This is a genomic window from Cobetia sp. PS-4MA (assembly GCF_057670765.1).
Window position 1 is genome coordinate 3373221 of sequence record NZ_CM173107.1, and the last position, 20346, is coordinate 3393566.

Annotated in this window: 19 protein-coding genes; 5 read left to right on the plus strand and 14 right to left on the minus strand. The window is 64.0% G+C overall.

The genetic code is table 11. The annotated features are described in order from the left end of the window. Nucleotides 1-111: 111 nt before the first annotated feature. The 8 genes from AC26AR_RS14175 to ampD all read right to left on the minus strand — a co-directional run bounded on the left by AC26AR_RS14175 (nt 112) and on the right by ampD (nt 11176). On the minus strand, nt 112-855 hold the full coding sequence (locus AC26AR_RS14175; protein WP_174775668.1) for a class I SAM-dependent methyltransferase: 744 nt from the start codon (nt 853-855) through the stop codon (nt 112-114). Between the two features lie 251 nt (nt 856-1106). Then, on the minus strand, nt 1107-1922 hold the full coding sequence (locus tag AC26AR_RS14180) for an undecaprenyl-diphosphate phosphatase (protein ID WP_077380138.1): 816 nt from the start codon (nt 1920-1922) through the stop codon (nt 1107-1109). Nucleotides 1923-2129: 207 nt separating this feature from the next. Beyond that, nucleotides 2130-2825 (minus strand): tRNA (adenosine(37)-N6)-threonylcarbamoyltransferase complex dimerization subunit type 1 TsaB, encoded by a 696-nt coding sequence (tsaB, locus tag AC26AR_RS14185; protein WP_077380140.1) that lies wholly within the window; start codon nt 2823-2825, stop codon nt 2130-2132. 288 nt (nt 2826-3113) lie between these two features. Then, the gene (gene adk, locus AC26AR_RS14190) at nt 3114-3770 is read right to left on the minus strand and encodes an adenylate kinase (protein ID WP_077380142.1); all 657 of its coding nucleotides are present in this window, start codon (nt 3768-3770) and stop codon (nt 3114-3116) included. 537 nt (nt 3771-4307) lie between these two features. Next, complete coding sequence (locus tag AC26AR_RS14195) at nt 4308-5069, minus strand: TerC family protein (RefSeq protein ID WP_077380144.1); 762 nt, start codon at nt 5067-5069, stop codon at nt 4308-4310. A gap of 224 nt (nt 5070-5293) precedes the next feature. Beyond that, a complete protein-coding gene (gene aceF / locus AC26AR_RS14200; RefSeq protein ID WP_488107240.1) occupies nt 5294-7336 on the minus strand; it encodes a pyruvate dehydrogenase complex dihydrolipoyllysine-residue acetyltransferase in 2043 nt (680 codons plus the stop codon). A 105-nt stretch (nt 7337-7441) separates the two neighbouring features. Continuing rightward, on the minus strand, nt 7442-10117 hold the full coding sequence (gene aceE, locus AC26AR_RS14205; protein ID WP_077380148.1) for a pyruvate dehydrogenase (acetyl-transferring), homodimeric type: 2676 nt from the start codon (nt 10115-10117) through the stop codon (nt 7442-7444). A gap of 447 nt (nt 10118-10564) precedes the next feature. Further along, nucleotides 10565-11176, minus strand: coding sequence for a 1,6-anhydro-N-acetylmuramyl-L-alanine amidase AmpD (gene ampD, locus AC26AR_RS14210; protein ID WP_488107241.1), 612 nt, complete (start codon nt 11174-11176; stop codon nt 10565-10567). Nucleotides 11177-11430: 254 nt separating this feature from the next. Here ampD and nadC point away from each other — a divergent pair, with 254 nt between their 5' ends. The 3 genes from nadC (at nt 11431) to AC26AR_RS14225 (ending at nt 14019) form a co-directional block, all read left to right on the plus strand. Beyond that, on the plus strand, nt 11431-12294 hold the full coding sequence (gene nadC / locus AC26AR_RS14215) for a carboxylating nicotinate-nucleotide diphosphorylase (protein WP_077380152.1): 864 nt from the start codon (nt 11431-11433) through the stop codon (nt 12292-12294). A 110-nt stretch (nt 12295-12404) separates the two neighbouring features. Further along, nucleotides 12405-13064: a class I SAM-dependent methyltransferase gene (locus tag AC26AR_RS14220; RefSeq protein WP_077380154.1), complete on the plus strand. Its 660-nt coding sequence runs from the start codon at nt 12405-12407 to the stop codon at nt 13062-13064. A 160-nt stretch (nt 13065-13224) separates the two neighbouring features. Beyond that, nucleotides 13225-14019, plus strand: coding sequence for an SDR family NAD(P)-dependent oxidoreductase (locus AC26AR_RS14225; protein ID WP_176503944.1), 795 nt, complete (start codon nt 13225-13227; stop codon nt 14017-14019). Nucleotides 14020-14115: 96 nt separating this feature from the next. Here the strand turns inward: AC26AR_RS14225 and AC26AR_RS14230 are convergent, their stop codons facing one another. The 4 genes from AC26AR_RS14230 to AC26AR_RS14245 form a co-directional block, all read right to left on the minus strand. Continuing rightward, entirely contained in the window at nt 14116-14634 is a 519-nt protein-coding gene (locus AC26AR_RS14230; RefSeq protein WP_240499645.1) for a GNAT family N-acetyltransferase, read from the minus strand. A gap of 107 nt (nt 14635-14741) precedes the next feature. After that, the gene (gene mtnC, locus AC26AR_RS14235; RefSeq protein ID WP_084207884.1) at nt 14742-15422 is read right to left on the minus strand and encodes an acireductone synthase; all 681 of its coding nucleotides are present in this window, start codon (nt 15420-15422) and stop codon (nt 14742-14744) included. Continuing rightward, nucleotides 15419-16015 carry a 1,2-dihydroxy-3-keto-5-methylthiopentene dioxygenase gene (locus AC26AR_RS14240; protein WP_077380160.1) on the minus strand — a complete coding sequence of 199 codons (597 nt, stop codon included), beginning with the start codon at nt 16013-16015 and terminating at the stop codon, nt 15419-15421. The genes mtnC and AC26AR_RS14240 overlap by 4 nt, the downstream gene beginning before the upstream one ends. Then, complete coding sequence (locus tag AC26AR_RS14245; protein ID WP_488107242.1) at nt 16012-16680, minus strand: methylthioribulose 1-phosphate dehydratase; 669 nt, start codon at nt 16678-16680, stop codon at nt 16012-16014. The genes AC26AR_RS14240 and AC26AR_RS14245 overlap by 4 nt, the downstream gene beginning before the upstream one ends. 215 nt (nt 16681-16895) lie before the next feature. Between AC26AR_RS14245 and tsaA the strand changes: the two genes are divergently transcribed. Together tsaA and AC26AR_RS14255 are read left to right on the plus strand one after the other, a co-directional pair. Beyond that, on the plus strand, nt 16896-17780 hold the full coding sequence (gene tsaA / locus AC26AR_RS14250; protein ID WP_488107243.1) for a tRNA (N6-threonylcarbamoyladenosine(37)-N6)-methyltransferase TrmO: 885 nt from the start codon (nt 16896-16898) through the stop codon (nt 17778-17780). Nucleotides 17781-17898: 118 nt separating this feature from the next. Next, nucleotides 17899-18477, plus strand: a complete 579-nt coding sequence (locus tag AC26AR_RS14255) for an NADPH-dependent FMN reductase (RefSeq protein ID WP_077380162.1) — start codon at nt 17899-17901, stop codon at nt 18475-18477. Nucleotides 18478-18618: 141 nt separating this feature from the next. On the opposite strand, the gene purC is transcribed toward AC26AR_RS14255, so the two are convergent. After that, nucleotides 18619-19335, minus strand: a complete 717-nt coding sequence (purC, locus tag AC26AR_RS14260) for a phosphoribosylaminoimidazolesuccinocarboxamide synthase (RefSeq protein WP_077380164.1) — start codon at nt 19333-19335, stop codon at nt 18619-18621. 194 nt (nt 19336-19529) lie between these two features. Then, entirely contained in the window at nt 19530-20312 is a 783-nt protein-coding gene (locus AC26AR_RS14265; protein ID WP_084209591.1) for an MBL fold metallo-hydrolase, read from the minus strand. Nucleotides 20313-20346 lie beyond the last annotated feature (34 nt).

Here is a 20346-nt window from a genome sequence, read left to right on the forward strand (position 1 = left end):
ACGCCATCCCTTCGCATGAACGACAGGACCCCGCTCGCGGCAGACGCGAGCGGGGTCCTGTCACCTTCAGAGCGGTCATGCACGTCAGGGTGCATCACCCGGCCATCGCGGCTAGCGCAGCGCCTGCTTGACGTAGACGTCGTAACGACTGGTCTTCTCCTCCACCACATGACTCGGCGCGATGCCGCCGATCGGCTCAGCCTTGCGTGGACGCTTGACCACCACCCGATGGGTCGCGACCTCCAGTGCCGAATCCAGCAAGGCCGGCGCATCCGCGTCATCCCCCGCCAGGGCACGGAAGAGCCGCATCTCCTTCTTCACCAGCGCGGACTTGTCACGGTGCGGGTACATCGGATCCAGATGCACCACCTGCGGCGGCTGATCCCACAGCGCGACGAGCTCTCCCAGATCACGCGAGGCATCCCCCTGCAGCGCCTGCATGCGTAGCGCGATCTCACGTATCTCGTCGTCTGCACAGCCCTGCGCGCGGGTCAGGCCATCGACCAGGATCGCCGCCGTCGCGGCGACACGCTCGATCATCAGCACCGGCGATCCGAGACTGGCCAGCACGAAGGCATCGCGCCCCAGCCCGGCGGTGGCATCGACGATGCTTGGCAGCACGCCGCGATTCAGGCCACAGGCCCGCGCGATCAGCTGATTGCGTCCCCCGCCGAAACGCCGGCGGTGGTCCGCCCGACCAGCGACGAAATCCACATGCAGCGGTTTGCCGTACTCGCGCTCGTCACCGGCGATCACGACCCGCGGTATGCCCTGCTCGTCCTGCGCCACCTCGAGCCGCAGAGCCGGCAACGCATCATCGTCCCGGATGGCGATCCCGAAGTGCGCCGCCAGCATGGCGAGCTCCGGATGCACCGCCAGCTGCGAGCGAGCGATGGCGATCACGGGGGTCGCGTCAGCGGCGTCAGAGGAAAGAGCGAGGGGATCGGATGGCAGCATGAACGGGCTCTATGGAAATGAAGAGACGCTGGGACTCGCGAAAGACCAGCACAAAGGCGACATGATAAGCGCAAGCAAGGCTGACAGAAACGCCGACGGCGCCGCAAGAGCGACGCCGTCGGAGAAAGACTGAACTTGCCGTGAGCGACTTACAGCAACAGCATGCCGAACAGCAGCACGCCCAGCAGCAGACGGTAGATGACGAAGGGCAACATGCCGATGCTGTCGATGGCCTTGAGGAACAGCTTGATGCACACCAGCGCCGAGACGAAGGACAGCACCACACCCAGTCCGACATCGAACAGCTGGGCTTCACTGCCGGTCTCGATCAGCTCCAGCCCCTTGAGTGAGCCCGCCGCGAGAATCAGCGGAATCGACAGCAGGAAGGAGAAGCGCGCCGCACTCTGACGCTCGAAGCCCAGCAGCAGCGCGGCAGTGATGGTGATGCCCGAGCGCGAGGTGCCCGGAATCAGTGCCAATGCCTGGAACAGACCGATGATCAACGCCCCCTTGAGCGTGAGCGTCGCCAGATCCCGCGTGCGCGTGCCCTTGGCATCCGCCCACCACAGCAGCAGACCGAAGACGATGGTGGTCGTGCCGATCACGGCAGTCGAACGCCCGGCCGTTTCCACCACATCGCCCAACAGGCCACCGAAGACGACGGCCGGCAGCGTCGCCAGCAATACCGCCCAGCCCAGACGGCTGTCGTCGGTCTGACGCGCCGCAAGCCCGCCTGAGCCGCTGAACTGTCCGAACCAGCCAGCGAGGATATTGACGACATCCTTGCGAAAGGCCATCACCACGGCCAGCAGAGTACCGACATGGACCGCGACATCGAAGGCCAGTCCCTGGTCCGGCCAGCCAAGCACCTGGGAGGGCAGGATCAGGTGAGCGGAGGAGGAAATCGGCAGAAATTCGGTCAGACCTTGAATGACGGCCAACGCCACCACGTGCATGAGTTCCATGAAACATCCTTTTAAGAGTAACGGGCCTCAATGGCCCACACGGACGACAGACATCGCCTGTGGCACTGCGAGGTGCGGTGATGACAGAACGGTTCCCTGTCAGCCGATGCGCGACCGATATCAGGGGCCGCAGTGTGATGCTGAAACCTTACGGCAGCCTTGGCAGACCACCTGACTGACGCGAGAGGATGGCGATCCCTGGCGCCATCAGCGCCATGCCACCTCGTTGCGCAGATAGACAGGCTGCGCCTCGACGGCAGCGACTGCCTCGCCGCGCGCAAAGGCCTGCGCCGCCAGGATGACCATGTCCTCGGCATCCGGCTGCGGTGCCTCCAGGCGCTGCACGATGCTGGCGCGCAAGGCTTCCGGCAGCGCATCGTGCATGACCAGCCCGGAACCGATGGCCAGCCAGTCGTGCTCACGAAGCTCCTGGGGCAACTCCACGAGTCCCGGCGCCACGACCTGCTCGGGCAGCAGCTGGCTGACCTCGACCTCACCTTCGGCGGAGGTCGCCACACGATAGGCGCCGGTGTAAAGCTCGCCCATGCGGGCATCCAGCATCGGCAACACGAAACGGGCGTGGTGATGGCGATGGGCCTGCAGCGCCAGCGCCGCCAGGGTCGAGACACCGATCACCGGCACCTCAAGCCCGAAGGCCAGTCCCTGGATGGTGCCAGCCGCGATGCGCAGGCCCGTGAAGGAACCCGGGCCGTGGCCATAGGCCAGCGCGTCCAGATCCTTCAACGTCAGCTGGGCGTCTGCCAGCAGCGTCTCGATCATCGGCATCATCAGCTGGGTATGCTGACGGGGAGCTTCACAGCGCTCGGCAGTAACAACGCCGTCCTGCCACAGGGCAACGGAACAGGCGGAGGAGGATGCATCAATGGCCAGAAGCGTGGTCATGGGCGGTTCATCATCAGAAAAATGTGACGCGATTCTACCCGTCCCCCGCTAGCAGCAAAAGACGCAGGGTGTCCACGGCAGGTGTCGGCGCTGTGCGTCAGTCGTGCCACAGGCCGCGAACCTGCGCTGCAGAAGGGATCTGTCGCAACACGCCATTTCGCTTTCGCGACCAAAGAAAACGCCCGCAGACAAAGCCTGCGGGCGTTTTCAAGGCGCTTGATACCGAAAGAGCACATCATGCGGGCCATGGCGGCGCCATAGTCCTCATGCCGTCTCAGGCAACGCGACTCACTGCTCCAGCGCGCTGACCAGCTGGGCACGAATGTCATCGACGGAGCCGATGCCTTCGATGCGATGGTAGGCCGGTGCCTGGGCATCGCCAGTGGCAGACCAGCTGGAGTAGTACTCGACCAGCGGCTCGGTCTGCTCATGGTAGACGGACAGACGGTTGCGCACCGTGGCTTCACGGTCATCTTCACGCTGGATCAAGGCTTCGCCAGTGACGTCGTCCTTGCCTTCCTCGCGCGGCGGGTTGTACTCGATGTGATAGACACGACCGGAATCCGGGTGCACACGACGACCGGACAGACGCTTGACGATTTCCTCGTCCGCCACGGCGATCTCGACCACGTGGTCCAGCTTCACGCCCGCTTCCTTCATGGCGTCAGCCTGCGGAATGGTGCGCGGGAAGCCATCGAACAGGAAGCCGTTCTCGCAGTCGGGCTGGCTGATGCGTTCCTTGACCAGAGCGATGATGATCTCGTCGGACACCAGCCCGCCGGTATTCATGATCTCCTTGACCTTGAGCCCCAGCTCGCTGCCGGCCTTGACCGCTGCACGCAACATGTCTCCGGTGGAAATCTGCGGGATGTTGAAACGCTCGCAGATGAACTGGGCCTGAGTGCCCTTGCCGGCGCCGGGGGCGCCCAACAGGATCAAACGCATCGGTACTGCTCCTTGAGTGTGCAAATGAAAAGCGTGAAACGGGTGTAAATGGGTCATCCGGGCTTGTGTGCCCTGCCCTCGACGGCAGATGGCCATCCGAGGCGCTCTGGCCGCCGAGCGCTCAAGACGACTCGGCTCACGCGCTGACCTGCGCAGTGTCTCCCCATCGACATGACAGTGAAGGAGACAGCCACGGGGCCTCGAGCGGCTTGCGACCAGGATGAAACAGGAAGCGGACCGACTGGTGGCGTGACGAACACTCTCCACGCACTGACGATCTCATTATGTCATCGCTATGCAACGCAAGGGCTGACGATACCGCTCACACGGCCATCGCACAAGCACACCAAAGGCGCGCATGACGCCCCTTGGCACTGTTTTGGCTCATTGATGACGGACGAGGCGATCGGCGCGTGCAGCGCCTCGTGATCCAGCCTCACGATGGCATGACGCCCCCGCGGCACTCGGTCGCAGGGGCGTCATGGCAGGGTTCCACTCATTTCAGGGTTCAGGCGTCATGGCCTGGGGGTCATGACCTCACTCGGCGACCTCTTCCGCCTGGCTGCTGCGACGTAGCCGCACCGCCTTGGCCCGCTTGCCGCGCAGCCGGATGTTGAGCATTTCCACCGCCAGCGAGAAGGCCATCGCCACGTAGATGTAGCCCTTGGGCACATGGACGCCGAAGCCTTCGACCATCAACATCATGCCGACCATGATCAGGAAGGACAGGGCCAGCATCTTGATGGTCGGGTGGCGATCGACGAAATCACCGATCGGCTTGGCCGCCACCATCATGATGCCCACCGAGATGACGATCGCGATGATCATCACCGTCAGATGGTCGACCATGCCCACCGCCGTGATCACCGAATCCAGCGAGAAGACGATATCGATCAACGCGATCTGGACCATGATCGCCATGAAGCTGGCACCGCCCTTCTTCGCGCCCTCTTCCGCCGGGTCCTCACCCTCGAGGTTGGCATGGATCTCATGGGTGCTCTTGCCGAGCAGGAACAGCCCCCCGAAGACCAGGATCAGATCCCGCCCGGAGAAGCTGAAATCCAGCACGCTGAACAACGGTGTCGTCAGTGACATCAGCCACGACAACGACATCAACAGCACGATGCGCATGCCCATCGCCAGGCCGAGACCGATCATGCGGCCACGTTGGCGCTGAGCCTCGGGCAGGCGCGCGACCAGAATCGACAGGAAGATGATGTTGTCGATGCCCAGCACGATCTCAAGCGCGGTCAGGGTCGCCAGAGCCACCCATGCCGAAGGGTCCATCAACCATTCCATTGTCTTGCTCCTTGTGTGTTGCGAGAACCGGCCTTCCCGGGTAGTGCCAGCACGATGCGGCAGATCGCGGCAGGTTGGCGTGAAGCATCGCATGTTGTGCAGGGCAGCAACAGCTGTCGCCGCCCTGCCACGCCAACGGACATGCACAAAAAAAACGGCCTCCCGAAGGAGGCCGTTCTGTCGACAGGCCATCTGGCACCTGCCCTTGTCATGCAAGGTACGGATCAGAGCAGCAGACGACGCACGTCGGTCAGCACCTGAGCCAGATACGCCGTGAAGCGTGCTGCATCCGCCCCGTTCACCGCACGGTGATCGTAGGACAGTGACAGCGGCATCATCAGACGCGGCTGGAAGGCAGCGCCATCCCACACCGGCTTCATCTGCGCCTTGGAGACACCCAGGATGGCGACTTCCGGCGTGTTGACGATCGGCGTGAAGGCGGTACCGCCAATGGAGCCAAGGCTCGAGATGGTGAAACAACCACCGGTCATCTCTTCGCGCTTGAGCTTCTTGGTCTGCGCCTTCTTGGCCAGCTCCACGGATTCGCGGGCCAGCTCCAGCAGGCTCTTCTGATCCGCATTGCGGATCACCGGCACCATCAGGCCGTCCGGCGTATCCACCGCGATACCGATGTGCACGTATTTCTTGTGCACCAGGGTCTCGCCGTCAGACTTGAGGCTGACGTTGAACTGCGGATACTTGGCCAGCGCGTGGGCAGCCGCCTTGATCATGAACGGCAGCGGCGTGAGCTTGGCGCCTGCCGCTTCCGCCTCGTCCTTCATGGACTTGCGGAAGGCCTCGAGCTCGGTGATGTCGGCTTCATCGAACTGGGTCACGTGCGGGACGTTGAGCCAGCTGCGATGCAGGTTGGTGGCACCCGCCTTCATCAGACGGCCCATCTTCGACTCTTCGATCTCACCGAACTGGCTGAAGTCCTGATCCGGCACCTGCGGGATACCGGCACCGCCGGTGGCCTGCGCGGCAGGGGCTGCCGGTGCGGACTTGGCCTTCTGCATCATCTGCTTGACGTAGGCCTGGACATCTTCCTTCACCACACGGCCCTTCGGACCGCTGCCGGAGACGTCCGCCAGATCGACACCGAACTCACGCGCCAGCAGGCGAACCGCAGGCCCTGCGTGGACCTTGGCACCCTTGCTCGGCTTGTGGGCCGCCATCTGGGCTTCCGGGCTCGGCGTACCGGCCGGTGTCGGCTCAGGCTTCTGCTCGGCCTTGTCTGCCTTGGGCGCGGCCGGAGCCTCCGCCTTGGCAGCCTTCGGCGCAGGCTTGGCACCGGCGACCTCGAGGTAACCGATCAGGTCGCCCTCGGACACGGTGTCGCCTTCCTTGACGGAAAGCTCCACCACCTTGCCCTTGTAGGGGCTCGGGATGTCCATGGTCGCCTTGTCGGATTCCAGCGTGATCAGCGCGTCTTCCTCGTTGACCTCATCACCGACGGCCACGGCCATCTCGATGATCGGCACGCTGTCGCTGCCGGAGAGATCCGGGACACGCAATTCCTTGCGCTCCGGCTCACCGGAGGCCGGCTCACCGGAGGCCGGCTCTTCTTCGGCAGCCGGCGCTTCAGAGGCGGTCTCTTCAGACGCAGACGCGGAGGATTCTTCCGCCGGCGCTGATTCCGCCGCACTGTCACCGCCTTCACCGGCGATTTCCATCTGACCGATGACATCACCGGACGCGACGTTGTCGCCTTCCTTGACGGTCAGCTTGACGATCTTGCCCTTGTGCGGGCTCGGGACGTCCATGCTGGCCTTGTCGGACTCCAGCGTGATCAGCGCATCCTCGGCGTCGACTTCGTCGCCTTCGGAGACCGCCATCTCGATGATCGGCACGGCCTCTGAGTCGCCCAGGTCCGGCACGACGATGTCGACGGTCCGGGTACCACCGGAAGCGGCCTTCGGTGCAGCAGCGGCCTCTTTCGGCGCCTGCTGCTCAGAAGCTTCCTGCTTGGGAGCCTCTTCCTTCGGCGCTTCCTGCTCGTCAGAAGCATCAGAGGAGGTGTCACCACCGCCTTCCGCTTCCAGCTCCAGGATGTCGTCGCCTTCGGAGACGGTGTCGCCTTCCTTGACGAGAATCTTCACCACCTTGCCGCCCTTCGGTGCCGGCACATCCATGCTGGCCTTGTCGGACTCAAGAGTGATCATGGTGTCTTCGGCGGAGATGACATCTCCGACCGCCACCGGTATCTCGATGATCTCGACATCGGAACTACCGCCAATGTCGGGAACCTTGATGATTTCGCTGCTCAAGATCGTGCTCCTTCCAAAACGTGCACGGGGAGCGACACCCGAATCACCTTCGCATCATCTTGATGTCGAGGATGGAGTGCCGCTCGCCTGTTCCGCGATCTCCGCTCAGACGCTCAGCGGATTCGGCTTGTTGGGGTCGATGCCGTAGGTCTTGATCGCTTCCGCGACCACCTTGCGGTCGATCTCACCACGATCCGCCAGCGCCTTCAGGGCCTGGACGGTGACGAAGTTGCGGTCGACTTCGAAGAAGTGACGCAGCTTCTCGCGGGTATCGGAACGACCGAAACCATCGGTACCGAGCACGTGATAGTCAGCCGGCACCCAGGCGCGAACCTGGTCAGCAAACAGCTTCATGTAGTCAGTGGCCGCCACGACCGGGCCGTCACGTCCTTCCAGGCACTGGGTGATGTGCGGCTTGGCCGGGGTCTCTTCCGGCTTGAGGAAGGCCTGACGATCCAGTTCCAGCGCTTCGCGACGCAGCTCGTTGAAGCTGGTGACGCTCCAGATGTCGGCATCGACACCGTAGTCGTCCTTCAGCATCACGGCAGCGGCTTCGACTTCACGCAGGATGGTGCCGGAACCCAGCAGCTGAACGCGTGCCTTGCCGTCCTTCGCGCCTTCCTTGAGCAGGTACATGCCCTTGATGATGTCGTCTGCGGGCACCGTTTCAAGCTCCGGCTGCTCGTAGTTCTCGTTCATCACCGCCAGGTAGTAGAAGACCGGCTCGTGCTGCTCGAACATGCGCTTCATGCCGTCCTGCACGATGACCGCCACTTCGTGAGCATAGGTCGGGTCGTAGGTGCGGCAGTTCGGGATGGTCGAGGCCAGGATATGGCTGTGGCCATCCTGGTGCTGCAGACCTTCACCGTTCAGGGTAGTACGCCCGGCGGTCCCGCCGACCAGGAAGCCACGTGCCTGCAGATCGCCTGCGGCCCACGCCAGATCACCGATGCGCTGGAAGCCGAACATCGAGTAGTAGACGTAGAACGGCATCAGCGGCAGGTTGTGGTTGGCGTAGGACGTTGCCGCCGCCACCCACGCGGACATGGCGCCCGCTTCGGAGATACCTTCCTCGAGGACCTGACCTTTCTGGTCCTCGCGGTAATACATGATCTGACCCTTGTCGACCGGCTCGTACTTCTGGCCTGCCGCGGTGTAGATGCCCAGCTGACGGAACATGCCTTCCATGCCGAAGGTACGCGCTTCGTCAGGAATGATCGGCACGACACGCTCGCCGAGGGTCTTGTGCTTGACCAGACCGTTGAGCACGCGCACGAAGGCCATGGTGGTGGACACTTCGCGACCGTTGGAGCCCTTGAGCTGGGACGCGAAGATCTTGTCGTCCAGCGGCGGGATTTCCAGCGTTTCATACTCGGTGCGACGCTGGGGCAGGTAGCCGTTCAGACGTTCGCGCATGAGGTGCATGTACTTCATTTCCGGGCTGTCGTCCGCCGGCTTGTAGTACGGCACTTCCTCGAGCTGCTCGTCGGTCAGCGGGATACCGAAGCGATCACGGAAGGTCTTGAGCGCTTCGTGCTCCATGGTCTTGACCTGGTGGGCTTCGTTGGCCGCTTCGCCATCGCCCATGCCCATGCCGTAACCCTTGACGGTGTGCGCCAGGATGACGGTCGGACGACCATTGGCGTTGTTGACCGCCTCGTGATACGCCGCGTAGACCTTGTACGGGTCGTGGCCACCACGGTTCAGACGCCAGATGTCGTCGTCTGACATGTCCTTGACCAGATCGGCCGTCTCCGGGTACTTGCCGAAGAAGTGCTCACGCGTGTACGCGCCGCCATTGGCCTTGTAGTTCTGGTAGTCGCCGTCGACCGCTTCGTCCATGCGCTTCTGCAGGATGCCTTTCTTGTCCTGCTCGAACAGCGGATCCCAGAAGCGACCCCAGGTGACCTTGAGCACGTTCCAGTCGGCACCACGGAAGACGCCTTCCAGCTCGTCCATGATGCGGCCGTTGCCGCGCACCGGACCATCAAGACGCTGCAGGTTGCAGTTGATGACGAAGATCAGGTTGTCGAGGTTCTCGCGACCCGCCAGCGAGATGGCACCCAGGGATTCCGGCTCGTCACACTCGCCGTCACCCATGAAGCACCACACCTTGCGGTCGTACATGGACTTCAACTCACGCGAGTTGAGGTACTTCATGACGTGCGCCTGGTAGATCGCCTGGATCGGGCCCAGACCCATGGAGACGGTCGGGAACTGCCAGTAATCCGGCATCAGCCACGGGTGCGGATAGGAGGACAGGCCATTGCCGTCGACTTCCTGACGGAAGCTGTCCATCTGCTCCTGGCTGAGACGACCTTCCAGGAAGGAACGTGCATAGATACCCGGTGCCACGTGGCCCTGGATATACAGCAGGTCACCTTCGAAATCGCCTTCCGGTGCACGGAAGAAGTGGTTGAAACCTACATCATAAAGCGTCGCACTGGACATGAAGCTCGAGATGTGACCGCCCAGGCCCTTGTGGGCACGGTTGTTGCGGATCACCTGAGCGATGGCGTTGTAGCGGATAAGCGAACGGATACGACGCTCCATGAACAGGTCGCCCGGCATGCGCGCTTCGCGGTGCACGGGGATACTGTTGCGATGGGGCGTGGTCACCGAGAAGGGTACTTGATGGCCATCACGACGCAGGCGGTCGGCCAGGCGTGACATCAGGTACTGGGCACGATCCTCACCCTCACGATCCAGAACCGATTCCAGGGAGTCCAACCATTCCGTGGTTTCGATCGGATCGAGATCTTCTCTTGCCTCCAGACTCATAGACGTCTCTCCGAGTGAAGAAATTTTTTGTCAGTTGTTCCGACGAAATGCTACATCGGAACCAGTGGCGCTCTTCAGTGTGGGCACAGCCTTCTGAGTGGGCCGCGTCTCCGATAAAACCGCGGCAACCGGAGACTCCGGCTGCCAGATGCGTTGTGCTTCGTGCGTCAAAGCAGGGCACAAGATGCAGTCATTTGGCGTGAAAGATACCGCAAACACCCCCCCGTGCCAATTCGGTGCGCATGGCCGCGCAGCCGTGCGCCATGGACTGGCACCGCCGTGGCCGTGCGGGTCTCGGCCAGTGCCGAGCGGGATTTCCCGCCGCATGCCAGCCGTCGCCTGGAGCACGTCTTGTAATAAAACTACCAACGCGCCCCGTGGCTACGCTCCCTGACCGGAATCCGGCCCCTGCATGCTGCATTGCACCATCGCGAGGCACTTGCGACCTTAGTCCTGAATGTCGTCCAGCAGGCGATCGAAGTAAGCCCAGTCAAAGGCGGGACCAGGATCCGTCTTGCGCAACGGCGCAATCCGCGCATGCGAGGTGATGCGCTCACGGGTCAACGCCGGGTAGCGGGCCATCAGGCCGGCGACCGTCCGTACCAGCGTCCGGTACTGCACCTCGCGGTAGGGGTGCACCTCATCGCCCTCGAGCTCGATGCCGATGCTGAAGTCATTGAGCTCCACGCGCTCACGCGCTCCGTCATGCCAGCGCGACCGCCCCGCATGCCAGGCACGACGATCGAAGGGCACGAACTGCACCAGACGACCATCACGCTGGATCAGCACATGCGCCGAGACGCGCAGATGATGGATGTCGGCAAAGTAGGGATGGGCACCGGGGTCGAGCTGATTGGTGAACAGCTGCTCGATGGCCGGCCCCCCGAAGCGCCCCGGTGGCAGGCTGATGGAATGCAGCACCAATGCCGACACTTCGCCCTCGGGACGCGCATTGTGGTTGGGCGACGGCACCTGACGGGCATTTTCCAGCCAGTGCTCAGGGGTGACGGCCAGTCGCGCCAGCTGGCCCGACCATGGGGAGGAAGACGAGGGGGGCATCGATGACTCCAGACGGGAACGACATTGCACGCGGGGCGTGAGTTTCATGACGGCCTGATCGTGATCCTGCCGGCCCGGTGCACCGTCAGGCGAGATATCGCACCGGTATCGCACACAGGGACTGACCGCCCGCGCGGCTTTTCCTATAATGGCGCACATTATGGCATGCTCGGCAGCCATGGGTCTGTGTCGGGGGGCTTCCTGCGGCGCGATACCAGCTCCGGCAGCACTTCTTGCACAAGGATCAGACGCGCATGAACTTCCACGACGCCCTCGCCGAGGATATCCGCACCAGCGCCGCCCGCCTGCTCGCCGAAGATGTTGGCGGTGGCGACATCACCGCCGAGCTGATTCCCGAAAGACAGTGGGCCAAGGCCCGGGTGATCAGCCGTGAGGCGGCCATTCTGTGCGGCGTGCCCTGGGTGGATGAGCTCTTTCGTCGCCTCGACTCGCGTGTCAGTCTCAAGTGGCTGGCCAGCGATGGTGACCGACTCGAGGCCGACACGCCCTTCCTTGAGCTGGAAGGCCCCGCTCGCTCGCTGCTGACCGGAGAGCGCGCAGCACTCAATCTGCTGCAGACGCTGTCCGGTACCGCGACCCGCGCCCACCACTACGCTTCACTCGTGGAAGGCAGCGGCGTGCGTCTGCTGGATACCCGCAAGACGCTGCCCGGCATGCGAGTGTCCCAGAAATACGCCGTCAGCTGCGGGGGCGGCCACAATCATCGCATCGGCCTGTATGACGCCTTCCTGATCAAGGAAAACCATATCGCCGCCTGTGGCAGCATCGCGGCCGCCGTCCGTGAAGCACGCGATATCGCCTCGGACCTGACCTGCGAAGTGGAAGTCGAGAATTTCGCGGAGCTGGAACAGGCGCTGGATGCCGGTGCCGACGTCATCATGCTCGACAACTTCAACAACGATCAGCTCATCGAGGCCGTTGCGCGCAACAAGGCGCATGCCCAGCCAGCCGTGCTGGAAGCCTCGGGCAACGTCAACGAGAGCACCCTGGCCGGCATCGCCGCCACCGGCGTGGATTGCATCTCGATCGGCGCGCTGACCAAGGACGTGACGGCCATCGACCTATCGATGCGCATCTACACTGTCGAGACCCGCTAGCCAGATGACAGGTGAGTGTCTTCCTGCTGGTCAGCTCCTGTCCTGCTGATGCCACCGGTGACGCCGGCCCATCTTCATGACGCCTTGCCATACCGCCAGGGAGGCGCCCCATGTCCTCGCCATCTCCTCATCAGCGTCCGCCTGCCGCCTCCACGGTGTCAGGCGGACGCTGGCAGACCCGCCGCTGGAGCCTCTACGCACCGATCTACGACCGCGTGGCAGCGCGTGTCCTGCGCTCGGCACGCCGAGACGCCATCGCGACACTGGACCTGAAAGCCGGGACTCGCGTGCTGCTGCTCGGCGGCGGTACCGGGCTCGACCTGCCCTTCCTGCCCCGTGACATCGAGCTTGAGGTGGTCGATGCCTCGCCCGCCATGCTGCGCCGCTGCCGCGAGCGCGCCGAGGCGCTGGGCTTCGATGCCAACGTCAAGCTGGGCGATGCCATGGCACTCGACTTTCCCGATGGCCACTTTGACGTCGTGATCGCCCACCTGATCTTCGCGGTCGTGCCAGAACCGCAGACAGCCTTCGATGAAGCATTGCGCGTGCTGGCATCGGACGGCGAGATGTCCCTGCTCGACAAGGGCTTGCGCGGTCAGCAGCCAGCCGGGGTGATCCGGCGGCTGCTCAATCCGCTGGCCCGCCTGCTGGCCACCAATCTCAGCGTGCCTCTAGATGGCCTGCTGGAAGGGCATGCCATACAGCGCATGGAAGACCGCGACCTCGGGCCTGGCGGCCTGTTGCGTCACATGCACCTTCGCAAGATCTGATCCGCACCGGCGCTGCCCCTTGCATTGCGCGCCCGGCACCGCCACGCAACAAGGACATCCAGATGACAGCAGCGAGCCGATTCGTGACCGTTGTCCCGGCACTCACCCAGGTGCCAGGCCATCGTGTGCGAACGCCGTCGCTTGCCGTGAAGGAGGTTGCATGCAGATTGATCTACACGGACGCAGCGCCATCATCAGTGGTTCCACCGCCGGCATCGGCCTTGCCATCGCGACGGGACTCGCCCGCGCGGGTGCCAGCGTCACCCTGACCGGCCGTACCCAGGCACGTGTCGATGACGCCATCGCCCAGCTCAAGCGTGATGTCCCTGACAGCAAGGTACAGGGCGTGGCCGCGGACCTGGGCTCGCGCGAAGGCTGCGACACGCTGATCCAGACCGTCCCGAACACCGACATCCTGATCAACAATGTCGGCATCTTCGCCCCACAGGACTTCTTCGAGACCGACGACGACACCTGGGAGCAGTTCTTCCAAGTCAACGTGATGTCGGCGGTACGCCTGTCCCGCCACTATGCGCGCGGCATGAAGGAGCGCGACTGGGGGCGCATCCAGTTCCTGTCCAGCGAGTCGGCGCTCAACATCCCCAGCGAGATGGTCCATTACGGCATGACCAAGTCCGCCGTCCAGTCCGTCTCACGCGGGCTCGCCAAGGTGCTGTCCGGCACGCAGGTCACCGTCAACGCCATCCTGCCGGGGCCGACCCGCTCCGAGGGCGTGCTCGAGATGCTCAAGAAGAACGCCGAGGAGCAAGGCAGGACGCTTGAGGAGGTCGAGGCCGACTTCGTCCAGCAGACCCGCCCCACCTCCATCCTCCAGCGCATGGCAAGCCCCGAGGAAGTCGCCAACATGAGCGTCTACGCGGCCTCCGAGCAGGCCAGTGCCACGACAGGTGCCGCGCTGCGGGTGGAAGGCGGTATCGTCGATACCATGGCCTGATCGCCAGCCAGGTCCGTTACCCTGTCGAACGCAAGACGCCCCCACCGGGTGACCGGTGGGGGCGTCTTCATGTCCGATATCACCGTGACGCACGCGTCACTCGTCGAGACGTTTCTCGAAGCGCTCGCGCTTGAGGCAGATGCCGCCTCGCTTGACGTGCTCAAGCCCCAGACTCTCCCAGCCGCGGCGTGCAAGCCCTGGCGACAGCATCAGACTGGCCTCCAGACTCACCACCCGCACCTTGCGTCGGCGAAGGTCCTGTTCGGCCTCCTCCAGCAAGCGGGTGCCTATCCCCTGCCCGGTCAGCCCCGGGTAGACGTAGAGCATCTCGATCCGGGCCAGCGGCCATTCAGGGGCATACTCGCAGAAGGCGATGCAGCGCCCGTCCCGTTCGGCCACCAGCACTTCGAAGCGATGCTGGCGCGCCGCCCAGCGCTCGGCATCCCTGGGCACACGGGACGCCCATTGCTGGCGTTGCGCCAGATCATAGTGACTGGCCGCTCCCTGCATCACGGCCTGATAGAACACCTCGGCCTGATCCGCGGCGTGGCGCGGCTGCGCGGTCACGATGCTGATGCGCGAGGCTGCTGCGCGGCTATCGGTCTGGCTGTGCAATCGTAGGTCCTCCTTGTGCCCCGGGACGGGGCGATTCGCTTTCGGGAATGCGGCTGACTCGCGGTGGCGCAGAGGGTGTCGAGAGACGTCTGATCAGCGACTGCCTCTCACCCGCTGAAGGACACTTCATCGAAGCGACTGGCCTGAGGGTGATCCCCCGTGACCATGCCGGGCTCACGGACCAGCTGCCAGGTCTGGAAGCCGGCGGCCGCGGCGGCATCGAGCTCAGCCACCACATCGGACAGAAACAGGATCTCGGCACCCGGCAGGCCCAGATGCGCGGCAATCCGACGATAACTCTCGGCCTCCTGCTTCGGCCCTGTCGTGGTATCGAAGTAGCCCGCGAACAGCGGTGTGAGATCCCCGGCATCCGAGTGACCGAACAGCAGCTTCTGCGCCTGGATCGAGCCTGAAGAATAGACATGCAGGGACAGCCCGCGTTCCTTCCAGTCACGCAATCCCTTCACGGCATCGGGATACACATGGCCGGTGAAGTCGCCGTCCGCGTAGCCCTTCGCCCAGACCATGCCTTGCAGGGCCTTGAGTGGCGTGGCCTTGCGATCGGCATCGATCCAGCCTTCCAGGATGCCGATCACGGTTTCGAGGTCTGCCTCGGGCGCCTCGGCCAGCTCACGGGTGGCTGCCAGCTGCTCGGCGACATCGTCGCGCTCGGCATTGGCGCGCAGGAAATCGCCCAGATTGGCGCGCGCATAGGGGAACAGCACCTGATGCACGAAGCGAATCGAGCCGGTGGTGCCCTCGATGTCAGTGACGATGGCGCGAATCATGCGGACTCCTGGGAATGCGGGGCGGCAGTCTGGGTGAAGTGTTCCGCCAGCGCTTCATGACGCGGGAAGCGGGCGGCGATGTCGTTGTCGGTGAAGTTGGCGACCCAGCCCTCCGGATTGGTGAACAGGCGGATGGCGGTGAAGTCCGGCGTCGGTCCCATGTCGAACCAGTGCGCGGTACCGGCCGGCACGGCGATCAGGTCATCCTTCTCGCAACCGACCGCCAGCACCCGCTCGCCCAGATGCAGGTAGAAGATGCCGCTGCCGCGCACGAAGAAGCGCACCTCGTGCTCCGCGTGGCGATGCTCATCGAGGAACTTGCCCCGCAGCGCTTCCCGCTCGGGGTGATCCGGCGTCAGACCGATCACGTCGGCGGTCACGAAGCCGTTTTCCAGCTTGAGACGCGCGACATCGTCGGCGTAGGCCGCCAGCACCTGAGCCTGGTCGGTGGGATCACGCAACTCGCAGCCCGCCGTCCAGCGCTCGAAGCGGATGCCTTCGGCCTCGAGTTCGCTGGCGATCCGCGCGCCATCGGTCGTGATCAACTGCGGACGCGAGGCGTCCTGTTCGGCGTAGATGGCCAGAAAGCTCATCGCTGTCTCCTCAGTTCCAGTTCACAGCCCATCAGGAAATCGAGCGCTTCGACATGCCGGCGGCAGGCCGTCATGCTGCTGGCCCAGGTATAGAGGCCATGACCACGGATCAGGTAGCCATGCAGGCCGGCATCCGCCTTGAGGCGGGCCCGCACGTCCAGCGCCAGTGCATCGATGTCCTGAGTATTGTCGAACACCGCCAGACGTACTGGCGTCTCATGGCTCTTGATACCTTCCAGGGCCTTGTTGAGCTCGAAGCCCTCCAGGTTCAGGGTGTCGCCCTCATGACACAGCGACAGCACGGTGGCGGCCCTGGAGTGGGTATGCAGAATCGCCTGCGCCTGCGGCAGATCCTCGTAGAGCTGGCCATGCAGGCGTGCCTCGTCCGAGGCCTTGCGTGATGTGCCCAGCAACCTGATGGCGAAATCGCTGACCAGGATATCGCCACTGGTCAGGCGGCCCTTGTGGCAGCCCGAGGCAGTCACCGCCATCAGGCGATCACTGAGGCGACAGGAGAAGTTGCCGCCCGTGGCGGGCACCTGACCGGCAGCGTCCAGTGCGCGCCCGGCCTCGATCAACTGCTGGCTCGCCTGCGCCAGATGATCAAGATCCAGCGTCGGCTGCAGGCCATCGGCGGTGGCGGCAATGGCGATGGGGTCTGACATGGTCTGATTGGCCCTCAAGAATCGCGTGGAGCGCTCTCGCTCCGACGCCAGCATCACGACTCAGTGCCGCTGGGCACTGCTCTCGCGGCAGACTACACAAGCCAGCCCGGCGAGACCAGTCATGCCGTACGACGACGAGCATGGCATCATGGCGGCCCGGGATGTCACACGACATCCTGCCCCGTCATCACTTCAGCCTCTGCCACGGTCTTGCCATGTCCTCTTCCGATCAGCCCGCCAGCCCCCATCCGACCGCCGACACGGCCGAGCGCCCGATGAGCGATGCCGCACTGGCCAGACGCATGCCGCTGCTACCCCCTCATCTGCGTGAGCAGGCCATGACACTGGGGCAACAGACCATGCAGCCGGTGGGCATCATCGAGAGCTGCTACCCGGACAAGTTCGGCATTCCCCGCCAGCCGGGTCTGGCACGCCATGCCACCGCCATCCTGCACCTGCTGCCGCCCTTCGATGACCCGGACTGCGTGCGCGACATCGACGGCTTCAGCCACCTGTGGATCCACTTCCTGTTCCACGCCAGCCCCACACGCTGGACGCCGCTGATCCGCCCGCCACGCCTGGGTGGCAATGCACGCACCGGCGTGTTCGCCTCGCGCAGTACCCATCGTCCCAACCGACTGGGCCAGTCGGTGGTCGAGCTTGCAGGCGTCGAGACAGGCGCCAGCGACAGGCCGGGGGGCAGACAGACGGGCAGGCACAGCGGCGTGCGCCTGCTGCTGCGCGGCCATGACCTGCTGGATGGCACGCCGGTGATGGACATCAAGCCCTATCTGCCGTGGGTCGATGCCGTGCCCCAGGCACGTGCCGGTTACGCGCCTGCCCCGCCGCCACGCCATGCCGTCATGTTCAGTGACGAGGCCGAGCAGCAGCTTGAACAGCGCTCCGACAGTGCCACGCTGCGCGCGCTGATCGAGGAAGTGCTCGCCCAGGACCCGCGCCCCGCCTACCACGCCGCCAAGACTGCCGATGGCAAGCGTCAATATGGCGTGCAGCTGGTGGACGTGGATGTGCGCTTCACGGCGTACACCCAACCCGACGGCAGCCTGACGATGCAGGTCGCCGCCATCGTGGCCAGCTGAACGAGAGAGCGGTACCAGATCAGGACAATGCCAGATTGCATTGGCGAACCGTCACGACTCCTGACCATACTGGGCGTGCATTCCAGCATCTTCACGTGTTCCACCGGGAGTCCGCCGCATGAGTATTCGTCTGCTTGCCTTTGCCGCCAGTACCCGCAAGGCCTCCGTCAATCGGCGCCTGATCACTCGCCTCGCCCATCTGGCCGGTGATCAGGGAGCCGAGATCAACCTGCTCGACCTCAACGACTTCCCGATGCCGCTCTACGATGGGGACAGCGAAGAAGCCAACGGGCGTCCTGCCAGTGCAGACCGTCTGCAGGCCCTGTTTGCCAGCCATCAGGGGCTGTTGCTGGCCACCCCGGAATACAATGGCTTCTTCAGCCCATTGCTCAAGAACACCTTTGACTGGCTGTCGCGTCCGGACACCGAAGGCCAGAGCGGCATGGATGCCTTGCGCGGCATGCCGGTCGGCATCGTCTCGGCGTCCCCGGGCGGGATGGGCGGCATGCGCGCCCTGCCGTTCGTGCGACTCTATCTGAACAACCTCGGCATGCTGGTCGCGCCCCAGCAGATCGCGGTATCCCGGGCAGGCAGTGCCTTTCGCGAGGATGGCAGCCTGGATGACGAAGGTCAGGATCACGCGCTGGCGAGTGTCGCACAGCAGGTGATCGAACTGGCGAGACTGCGCCACGGGTAACGCCTCCGTACCGCTTCACCTCTGCACATGCAAACCTCTGCACATGCAAACCTCTGACACGAGACGACCCTCCTGCCACTGGCAGGAGGGTCGTCTCGTTCATGCGTGCATCGTGAGTGAGGCGGCGGCCTCACGCCATGCTCACGCCGTGAAATCGATCCCGATACGACGGCCGACTTCCTCGTAGGCTTCGATCACGCCGCCCAGCCCCTGACGGAAGCGGTCCTTGTCGAGCTTCTCGCGCGTCTCGGCATCCCACAGACGGCAGCCGTCCGGCGAGAATTCGTCACCCAGCACGACCTCACCCTTGAAGACACCGAACTCGAGCTTGTAGTCGACCAGCAGGATGCCGCCATCGAGGAACAGCTGCTTGAGGATGTCGTTGACCTGGAAGGTCAGTTCCTTGGCGCGCGCCAGGTGCTTGGGCTCTGCCCAGCCGAAGGTCTCGACCAGCGATTCGTTGATCATCGGGTCGCCCTTCTCGTCGTTCTTGAGGAACAGCTCGAAGGTCGGCGGATTGAGCTCGAGGCCTTCCTCGACACCCAGACGACGCACCAGTGAGCCGGCGGAGATGTTACGCACCACGCACTCCACCGCCATCATGTCGAGACGCTTGACCAGACACTCGTTGTCGCTGACCAGACGCTCGAAGTGGGTCGGGATACCGGCCGCCTTGAGCTTCTCCATGATGAAGGCATTGAACTTGTTGTTGACCATGCCCTTGCGGTCCAGCTGCTCGATACGCTTGCCGTCGAAGGCGCTGGTATCGTCGCGGAATTCCAGCAGCAGAAGATCCGGATCGTCGGTGACGAAGACGGATTTGGCCTTGCCAGCGTAGAGCTCTTCACGCTTTTCCATGAGATTCCCCCTGATGACGCTAGTCGCGTCGAGTGTTGAGGCGGTCGACGATGAATCGATCACGCTTGAGTCTGTCACGCCCAGTCGAGAAGGACCGTGGCGTTGGTGTATGGCGTGATTCGAGAGCTGTCCATCTGGTCAGCTCATCCAGAATCACAAACGCCCGATCGCGAAGCGACCGGGCGTCATGAGTATCAGGCGATGGCCTGCCAGCCAAAGCCGCTGTCCTGCGCGGCGATGATCAGGCGGCTATCGTCATCCGCAAGCCAGGGGGCCAGTGCCTCCCGGGCCAATGACGGATGATTGTTGCTCTCCGACAGGTGCGAGGCGACCAGCCGCTGCAGGCGCTCCAGCCCCAGATACGGCAGCGCGGCACAGGCCTGGGCGTTGGCCAGATGGCCGAGCCGTCCACCGACCCGCCGCTTGAGGCTGGGCGGATAAGGGCCACTGGCCAGCATCTGCGGGTCGTGGTTGAACTCCAGCACCAGACCATCGCAGTCGGCAAAGCAGCTCAGCACGTGCTCGCTGACGTGACCGAGGTCCGTCAACACGCCCAGACGCCGCGTGGCCGTCTCGCCACGTCGGCTGAACACGAACTGCACTGGCTCACGTGCATCATGCGGCACGGTCACCGGCAGAATCTCGAGATCCTTGATCGCGAATTCCTGCTGCGGCGTGATCAGATGACGGCTCGGCAACGTGCCCAGCTTCTTCGCGCGGCCGGCAAGCCAGGTGCCCGTGGTCAGATGCACCGGCACACCATGACGGCGCGCCAGCGGCCCGATGCCTCCCAGATGGTCACCATGTTCATGGGTGACCAGCACGGCATCCAGCTGCGAAGGATGCACCCCGAGCCGCGCCAGACGCGCCTCGCTCTCCTTGAGCGTGAAGCCACAGTCCACCAGCACCAGCGCCTCGCGCGTGCGTATCAGCGTGCCGTTGCCCTTGCTGCCACTGCCCAGCGAGGCCATCGACATCACGCCGCTGCGGGCCGGCGCCGAGAACGCAGCC

What these genes read in the sequence shown, in the direction of transcription:
- AC26AR_RS14175 (WP_174775668.1), bottom strand. Translation starts at nt 855, where the DNA reads ATGCTGGCGGCGCACTTCGGGATCGCCATCCGGGACGATGATGCGTTG.
- AC26AR_RS14180 (WP_077380138.1), bottom strand. Translation starts at nt 1,922, where the DNA reads ATGGAACTCATGCACGTGGTGGCGTTGGCCGTCATTCAAGGTCTGACC.
- tsaB (WP_077380140.1), bottom strand. Translation starts at nt 2,825, where the DNA reads ATGACCACGCTTCTGGCCATTGATGCATCCTCCTCCGCCTGTTCCGTT.
- adk (WP_077380142.1), bottom strand. Translation starts at nt 3,770, where the DNA reads ATGCGTTTGATCCTGTTGGGCGCCCCCGGCGCCGGCAAGGGCACTCAG.
- AC26AR_RS14195 (WP_077380144.1), bottom strand. Translation starts at nt 5,069, where the DNA reads ATGGAATGGTTGATGGACCCTTCGGCATGGGTGGCTCTGGCGACCCTG.
- aceE (WP_077380148.1), bottom strand. Translation starts at nt 10,117, where the DNA reads ATGAGTCTGGAGGCAAGAGAAGATCTCGATCCGATCGAAACCACGGAA.
- ampD (WP_488107241.1), bottom strand. Translation starts at nt 11,176, where the DNA reads ATGCCCCCCTCGTCTTCCTCCCCATGGTCGGGCCAGCTGGCGCGACTG.
- nadC (WP_077380152.1), top strand. Translation starts at nt 11,431, where the DNA reads ATGAACTTCCACGACGCCCTCGCCGAGGATATCCGCACCAGCGCCGCC.
- AC26AR_RS14220 (WP_077380154.1), top strand. Translation starts at nt 12,405, where the DNA reads ATGTCCTCGCCATCTCCTCATCAGCGTCCGCCTGCCGCCTCCACGGTG.
- AC26AR_RS14225 (WP_176503944.1), top strand. Translation starts at nt 13,225, where the DNA reads ATGCAGATTGATCTACACGGACGCAGCGCCATCATCAGTGGTTCCACC.
- mtnC (WP_084207884.1), bottom strand. Translation starts at nt 15,422, where the DNA reads ATGATTCGCGCCATCGTCACTGACATCGAGGGCACCACCGGCTCGATT.
- AC26AR_RS14240 (WP_077380160.1), bottom strand. Translation starts at nt 16,015, where the DNA reads ATGAGCTTTCTGGCCATCTACGCCGAACAGGACGCCTCGCGTCCGCAG.
- AC26AR_RS14245 (WP_488107242.1), bottom strand. Translation starts at nt 16,680, where the DNA reads ATGTCAGACCCCATCGCCATTGCCGCCACCGCCGATGGCCTGCAGCCG.
- tsaA (WP_488107243.1), top strand. Translation starts at nt 16,896, where the DNA reads ATGTCCTCTTCCGATCAGCCCGCCAGCCCCCATCCGACCGCCGACACG.
- AC26AR_RS14255 (WP_077380162.1), top strand. Translation starts at nt 17,899, where the DNA reads ATGAGTATTCGTCTGCTTGCCTTTGCCGCCAGTACCCGCAAGGCCTCC.
- purC (WP_077380164.1), bottom strand. Translation starts at nt 19,335, where the DNA reads ATGGAAAAGCGTGAAGAGCTCTACGCTGGCAAGGCCAAATCCGTCTTC.
- AC26AR_RS14265 (WP_084209591.1), bottom strand. Translation starts at nt 20,312, where the DNA reads ATGTCGATGGCCTCGCTGGGCAGTGGCAGCAAGGGCAACGGCACGCTG.